2 protein-coding genes are annotated in these 6702 nt (G+C 71.1%); one reads left to right on the top strand and one right to left on the bottom strand.

The window, feature by feature from the left end:
* Positions 1-88: 88 nt before the first annotated feature.
* Positions 89-5695 carry a GH92 family glycosyl hydrolase gene (locus AB0N27_RS29140; protein ID WP_364376704.1) on the bottom strand — a complete coding sequence of 1869 codons (5607 nt, stop codon included), beginning with the start codon at positions 5693-5695 and terminating at the stop codon, positions 89-91.
* Between the two features lie 251 nt (positions 5696-5946).
* Here AB0N27_RS29140 and AB0N27_RS29145 point away from each other — a divergent pair, with 251 nt between their 5' ends.
* The gene (locus AB0N27_RS29145) at positions 5947-6543 is read left to right on the top strand and encodes a hypothetical protein (protein ID WP_364376707.1); all 597 of its coding nucleotides are present in this window, start codon (positions 5947-5949) and stop codon (positions 6541-6543) included.
* Positions 6544-6702 lie beyond the last annotated feature (159 nt).

Raw genomic sequence — 6702 nt, forward strand, 5'->3', positions numbered from 1 at the left:
CACTGCCAGCCGGCACGATCTCTCCGCCGCGCCCGCGTCGGGCGGACCGTGGTCACGGCCCGCCCGACGCGGCTGCGCTACCTGCGGCTCACCTCGCGGCGGTGACGGTGAACGGCCGGGACACCGTCGTCGCCGACGTGGCGCCGGTGAGCGTGACGCTTGTCGCGCCCGCCTTCGCCGTACCCGGAACGCTTACCGTCGCACCGGCGAGCACACCGTCACCGTTCGCGCGTACGGTGCTGACCGCAGGGCCGTCGCCGACTGTGACGGTGACCGCCTCGTTCGGGGCGAACCCGGAACCGTCGAGCGTGATCGACGCCCCGCGCGGACCGGACGTGCTCAGCAACGCCACCCGCGGTCGGTAGGTCGGCGCCTGTGCCTCACCGGTGACCTGGACGGTCGCCGTCGCCGGTGTCCGCGAGGACGCGCCGGTGGCCGTCACGGCGTAGCGACCCGGCTGCGCGTCACCTGACGTCGGCACCGAGATCCGCACCGTCCCCGTCGCGGAGGCCGCGACGGTCGTGCGCCGCGCCGGGTCCGTCCCGACGCTGACGGTCACCTGCTCGCCGGCGGCGAACCCGCTGCCGTCGACGGTGATCGCGTCCCCGGTGCCGACAGTCGCGGACGCGGCAAGCGCGATCGCCGGCCGCGCCCCGCCACGTGCCACGGTCACGGTGAAGCTCGCGGTGCCGCTCGAGCGGGTGTCCCACGCCGTGACCCGCACCGTGTAGGTGCCCTCGCGCGCGTAGGTGTGCTGACCGGTCATCGCACCCGACGCGTCGACAGTCACGTCGTCCGGAACAGTGCCGTCACCCCACTGGACCCGGGCCCGGTAGCCGGTGGCGCCGGGAACACCGCCGGTCACCGAACCGAGTTTCGCCGCGAACGTCTGCCCGGCGGTGGCCGTCTGGGCGTTCGGCGCGACGGTCGTCAGGGCGGCGGCCGGCGTGCCGTCGTCGGCGACGGCGAACACGTGGATCCGGCCCGCCGAGCGCGGGTCGCCGGTCTGCGTCGGCAGGGTCACCGAGACCAGCGTCCTGCCCTGCGGGATCTGGTACGGCGCGGTGGCGAACAGGAACGGCTGGGCGCCGTCCCGGCTCGTGCCACTGAGCCGGTACGCCGACCTGGCGACGACGATGTTGTCGTACGACGGGGTGCCGTTGGGGTTGCCGCCCAACGTCCAGTCACTCATCTGGATGGGGATGCTGGCGGTGCTGCCGTCGCTGAACGTCGCCGTGCCCGTGGTGCTCTGGTTGCCCTGCGTACCGGCGCCGATGAACGAGATGGTCCGCGCGTCGGCCGGCAGGTCGAGGTCGATGGTCGCGCCGTTGCCCGTGGCGTTGTCCGGCTGCCCCGGCGGGATCACCGGCAACGTGAACCGCAGTTCGGTGCCCGGCACCTGCTGCCGCACGCCCTGGGTCACGCCGGCCGCCGCCAGGGCGGCCCGCGAGTACGCCCACGACTTGGCGTCGCAGTCCGCCGCGAGGACCCCCTCGTCGCCGACGCAGACGCTGTCGAACGCGCCGGTCAGGCCGGATTTCGGGACGTACGCCACGTCGACGCCTACCGTCGCGGAACTCTGGCTGGCGCCGTCGGTCACCGTGACGCTCGCCTGGTGGTAGCCCGGCGTGGCGTAGGTGTGCGAACCGCCGATCCGGTAGACGGCCCGCGAGCTGGGCGTCACGGTGCCCTCGGTGACAGGCGTGCCGTCACCCCAGTCGATGGTGGCCCGGTACCCGCTTGCGGTGCCACCGGTGACGGTGGCCAGCGGCACCGAGACCGGTACGCCTGCCGTCGCCCGCACGCCATCCGCCGCCGTCACCGCGACGTCGCCGCCGGACAGGTCGACGTCTCCCCCGGCGAGCAGCTCGATCTCGGCGAGGTTCGTCTGCGCGCCGCCGACGGTCCTGGTCACGACGAGCCGGAACTGCGCGAACCGTCCCGGCCTGTCGATGGTGTACGGGCGGGTCTGGTTGCGCCACCGGAACACCTGACCGCTGCGGGAGTCGACTGTGCTCCAGGTGATGCCGTCGTTGGAGCCCTGGAGGCGCCAGTCCGCCGGATCACCGGCGCCCGCCCCGGACGTGATGGTGTAGGACGTCGGCTTCTGCCGTCCGCCACGGAACGCCCAGCTGATCTGCGGGGTCGCCGAGGCGAAGGTCAGCTGCGTGGTCGACGAGTCGTCGAACAGCTTCGCCGCGTCCTGCCCGCCGGTAGCGGTCGCGGTGCCGAGGCCGGGGCCTGTGGTGTCCTGCAACGGCTTCGGCGCCTCGTCGCCCCTGGTCAGCGACGGAGGGGCGTCGTTCTTCCCACTGCCCCAGGACGACGGGTTGGGGCCCATCTGGAAGTCGACGGTGCCGCCCCGGGCGAGGGTGGACACGTCCACCGACACGGCGCGCTGCTTCTTGCCGTTGACGCTCACGCCCTGCACGTACACGTTCCTGGTGCTGTTGTTCGGCGCGTTGACCACGATGTCACCGGCCGCGCGGTGGACGGTCATCCTGGTGAACTGTGGCGAGCCGATGGCCCACTGCGACGAGCCCGCCTGCAACGGGTAGATGCCCAGCGAGCTGAGGACGTACCACGCCGACATCTCGCCGTTGTCCTCGTCGCCGAGGTAGCCCTGGCCGATCTCGCTGCCCACGTAGAGCCGGCGCAGCAGCTCCCGCACGATCGACTGCGTCTTCGCCGGGGCGCCCGCGACGTCGTACATGTACGGGATGTGGTGCGACGGCTGGTTGCTCATGCCGAGCTGACCCATCCGCACGGCCCGCGCCTCGAGCATCTCGTGGATGATCCCGCCGTACCCGCCGGGGCGGTCGGCGTTCTCCGGGGTGGCGAAGAACGTGTCGAGCTTGTCCCGCAGCGCCTTCTGACCGCCGTACAGGTTGGCCAGGCCCCGAGGGTCCTGCTGGGCGGTGAAGGCGAAGTTCCACCCGTTGGTCTCGGTGTAGACGCCACCCCAGGCCAGCGGGTCACCGGCGAGGAACGTGCCGGCGGCGTCGCGCCCCTGGAAGAGCTTCGTCTTCGGGTCGAACAGGTGCACGTAGTTACGGGCCCGCTCCAGGAAGTACCGCGACTCCTCGGTGAGCCGCTGGCGTTCCGACTTCGGCGTGGCGGGGTCCTTGGCCAGCGCGGCGGCCATGTTGCCGATGCCGTAGTCGTTGATGTAGCCCTCCAGCGCCCACGACACCGACTCTCCGGTGGAGGTCGGCGTGTAGCCGAGGAACAGCGAGGTCTCGATGCCCTTGCGGCCGACCGCGCCGCGTCCGGACGCGACAGTCGCGTCCTTCACCGCCGCGTCGTACGCCGCGAGCGGGTCGGGCAGCTTGACCCCTGTGAGGTACGCCTGGGCGAGAGCCACGTTGGCGCTGGTGCCTGTCATCAGGTCGGCGTAGCCGGGCGACGACCACCTGGCGATCCAGCCGCCGTCGCGGTAGTGCTGGACGAACCCGTCGGCGATCCGGGCCGCCACATCCGGATAGAGCAGCGAGTAGGCGGGCCACACGGTCCGGTAGGTGTCCCAGAAACCGTTGTTGACGTAGATCTGCCCGTCGACGATCTTCGCGCCGGTCCGGGTGGCGGTGGACGTGCCGGTCGGCGCCGACACCGGGCTCGCGTACTGCCAGCGCGGCGCGGCGGCGGTGCCGGTGTTCTCCGACTGCGAGTTCGGGTACAGGTTCAGCCGGTACAGGTTGGAGTACATCGTCACCAGCTGCGTCTCGGTCGCGCCGCGTACCTCGACCCGGCCGAGCCGGTCCTTCCACGCCGCCGTGGCGGCGGCCTGGATCTGCTCGAAGGCGCGGCCGGTGACCTCCAGGTCACGGTTGCGCTGCGCCTGGTCGACGGAGAGGAACGACGTGGCGATCCGCATGGTCACCTGACGCTCGGCGGTCACGTCGAAGGTCGCGGACGTCGCGGACGTCGCCGTCGGCGCCCTGTCGAACGCGCCGGACACGAACATGCGGCTGCGGCCGGCCGACAGGCCACTGCCGTTGTCGACCCAGCCGGTGAACGTGCCGTCCGCGCCGATGGTGAACGTCCCGTTGTAAAACACGAGGCTGCCGGTCGGCTGCCCCGCCGGGAACGTGAACCGCATGATGCCTGCGTGGTCGGTGGGGACCATCTCGGCGGTCAGGCCGTTGCGCAGCGCGACCCGGTACAGGTCCGGCCGCGCCGTCTCGTCGTCGTGGCTGAAGGCCAGCGCCCGGCTGGACGGCGCACCGGTGAGCGGGCGGTCGCCGGCGACGGGCATCACCGACATCTGGTTCCGGTCACCCATCCACGGGCTCGGCTCGTGGGAGATCGCGAGGCCCTGCAACATGGGCAGGTTCTCCGCGTTGTTGACCCGGTGGTACTCGTACTCCCACGAGTCGGACGTCGCGTCGGTGACCGGGGTGAAGAAGTTGAAGCCGTTGGGCACGGCGGTGATCGGCAGGTTGTTGCCCCGCGAGAACCCGCCTGTGGAGTTGGTGCCACGCCGGGTGTCGACGTAGTTGGTCAGCCGCGAGCCGTCGATCGGCGCTGGCGAGGCGGTCACCGTGAGGTCGTCGAGCCACCCCTGGAAGCGGGTGACGCCGGAGGCCTGCGGGTTGTCGTACGCGAGCAGGATGCGGTCGATCGTCCTGCCCCGCGCGACCGCGCCCAGGTCGGCCTGCACCGCGTTCCACTGGTCGGCGTAGAGCACCTTCGAGGCGCCCTGCCCGGTGGCGGTGAGCGGGTAGCCGTGCTGGTCGACCGCCGCGAGCCGGCTCAGGTAGCTGCCGTCGGTGAAGCGCAGGTCGACTGCGGCGTAGGTGGACGGGTACCTGGCGTCGCCGTTTGTGAACTCGGGGAAGATCTTGTAGGACAGCCGGGTCCGCGGGCCGACCGGGATGTCCACGTCGAACAGCAGGTTGGTGGCGTACGAGCGGCCGTCGCCCTCCGCGCCACCGGAGTAGCGCAGCGCGCCCAGCCCGGTGAACCCGACGCCCGGCTTCGTGGTGTAGCCGCCCTCCGGGCCGGCGCCGACCTCGGTGACCATCGGGGTGGCCGGCGGCCGGACGTCGGAGCCGTCGCTGATGTTCCAGTCGGCGAGCTGCACGAGCGTGTCACCGGAGTTCGCGGTGACGTTCAGGCGGTAGTAGCCGTACGCGGTGGTGTTGGTGAAGCTGTAGACCTTGGTGGCGAAGCGTCCGCCGAACGTCTGGCCGGTCCGCCGGTCCAGGTCGGTCCACGTGCTGCCGTCGGTCGAGCCCTGCACGACGAAGTCCCGGGGGTCCCGGCCGGGGGCGTCGTTCGCGGAGGTCAGCGAGTACCGCAGGACCGTCGCCGGCTTCGCCAGCCGGTAGGTCACCCAGCCGGTCTCGTCGAAGACCAGCCACTTGGTCGCCGAGTCGTCGTCGCTGAGGTTGGCGGCGACCTCGTTCGGCGCGTTCTCACCGCTCGCGGTCACCGCGCTGACCTGGTCGAGCAGGCTGCCGGGCAGGGTGGTGGGGTTGCCGCTCAGGTTTCCCTGGACGGGTTTCCCGTTCGCGCCGACCTCCACTGTGCTCGCCGCGGGGCGGGGGTCGGTCGACTCGAACGAGGAGCTGAAGGCGCCAGGTGGCGGAGGCGCGGCGCTGGCCAGGGGGGCGGCGACGAGTACTCCCACGGGCAGCAGGAGTGCGGTCGTCGCGGCGACCAGTCGGGGAGACAGGGGACGCGCAGGGGGCATGCGCTCTCCTTTGGAGTCGGCCTGACATCGTTGTCATGGAACTCGTGACGATGAGGGCGAGGACTGTGGACTGCCGCTGATGGTTCCGGGCGGAGCACGGCGGTGTCAACGGGTTGATCGCAGCGAAACAGGCCGACGGCGTACCGGGGGGCCGAAGGTCCCGTCAACTGCGGTACGGCGGCACTGCTCGACGACCCCGGCGAACTGTGGAATGAGGACGACATCGACGAACGAGAAAGGACGTGGACGCCATGACCGCCACACAGCTCCCCCGGACCGCGCAGCGCCACACCACGACGGGGCGCAACGGCACCCCGCTTGCCGCTCCCGCGAGCGTCCTCGCCACCACCGAGACCCCGGCCCGCAAGGCCACCCGGTACACCCTCGCCGGCCTGCGCATCGCCCTCGGCTGGATCTTCCTCTGGGCGTTCATCGACAAGGTCTTCGGGCTCGGCTTCGCCACCAAGGCCGGGAACGGCTGGATCGACGGCGGCAGCCCCACCAAGGGGTTCCTCGGCAACGCCGTCGCCGGCCCCTTCGCCGACATCTACCGGAACCTCGCCGGCGCCGCCTGGGCGGACTGGCTCTTCATGACAGGTCTCGCCGCGATCGGCACGGCCCTGATCCTGGGCATCGGCATGCGGATCGCCGCGGTCGCCGGCGGGCTGCTGCTGGTCCTCATGTTCACCGCGGTGCTCCCTCCGGAGAACAACCCGGTCATGGACGACCACCTGATCTACGCCGCCGTCCTCGCCGTCCTCGCCCTGACCGGCGCAGGCGACACCCTCGGCCTCGGCACGGTGTGGGCCCGGCTGCCCATCGTGCGGCGCCTGCCCTGGCTCAGGTGACCGACCCGGGCCGTCCATCAACGACAATCCCGAACAGCACTGTGGCGGGGGGGGGGGCGGGCCCCCCCCCCCCCCCCCCCGCAAAAAAAAAAAAAAAAAAAAACGGACAAAATAAGAAAAAAAACGCGGAAGACAAAAAAAAAACAACAGACGACACCA

The sequence above is a fragment of the Micromonospora sp. NPDC093244 genome (assembly GCF_040683695.1).
Lineage (GTDB): Bacteria > Actinomycetota > Actinomycetes > Mycobacteriales > Micromonosporaceae > Micromonospora.